The sequence below is a fragment of the Hymenobacter terrenus genome (genome assembly GCF_000972495.1).
In the GTDB taxonomy this organism is placed as follows: domain Bacteria; phylum Bacteroidota; class Bacteroidia; order Cytophagales; family Hymenobacteraceae; genus Hymenobacter; species Hymenobacter terrenus.
In genome coordinates, this window is the sequence record NZ_LATM01000131.1 from 1 (window position 1) to 646 (window position 646).

At 64.7% G+C, this 646-nt stretch carries 1 protein-coding gene; it reads left to right on the forward strand.

The window, feature by feature from the left end:
• The first annotated feature begins 148 nt into the window (after positions 1 to 148).
• Complete coding sequence (locus WX88_RS31690) at positions 149 to 628, forward strand: IS630 family transposase (RefSeq protein WP_262489868.1); 480 nt, start codon at positions 149 to 151, stop codon at positions 626 to 628.
• Positions 629 to 646 lie beyond the last annotated feature (18 nt).

The window sequence follows — 646 nt, forward strand, 5'->3', positions numbered from 1 at the left end:
AAAAAAAGAGCGTCCACGCCGCCGAACGCGACACCCGGCGCGTGAGGGAGCTGCGGGCGGCCTTTGTCGAAGCCGTGCAAGGGGAAGATTTTACCTGTTTTAAGTTCGTGGACGAAATGCGATTCAAGCATTTGGGCCCAGCACCACTCTGACTTACTGCCGCCGCTACGCCCGCGCCGAAGGCGGGCAGCGCGCCCACCAGGCCACGCCGCTGCACGGCGGACCGAACGTGACGCTCGTGGCGGCGCTGCCCCCGAACGGGTTGCAAGCGGCCATGACCGTGAGCGGGGCCGTCACCGGCGACGTCTTCGCCGCCTACCTCGCCCAAGTGCTCGGTCCCACACTCGTGCCCGGCGATGTGGTCGTGCTCGACAACCTGCCGGCCCACAAAGTGGCCGGCTTGGCCGAGTTGGTCGAAGCCCGCGGCGCACGCTTGCTGTACCTGCCGCCCTACTCGCCTGACTTCAACCCCATCGAACTCGCTTTTAGCACGCTCAAAACGTGGCGGCGCACCGCCCAGGCCCGCACCCGCGACGCCTTGGAGGCCGTCATCCAAACGGCCACCGAATGGGTGACCGAAGCCGACGCGAAAAATTGGTTTGACCATTGTGGCTACCACGTACACTAACCTGAAATTTGCTCTAGG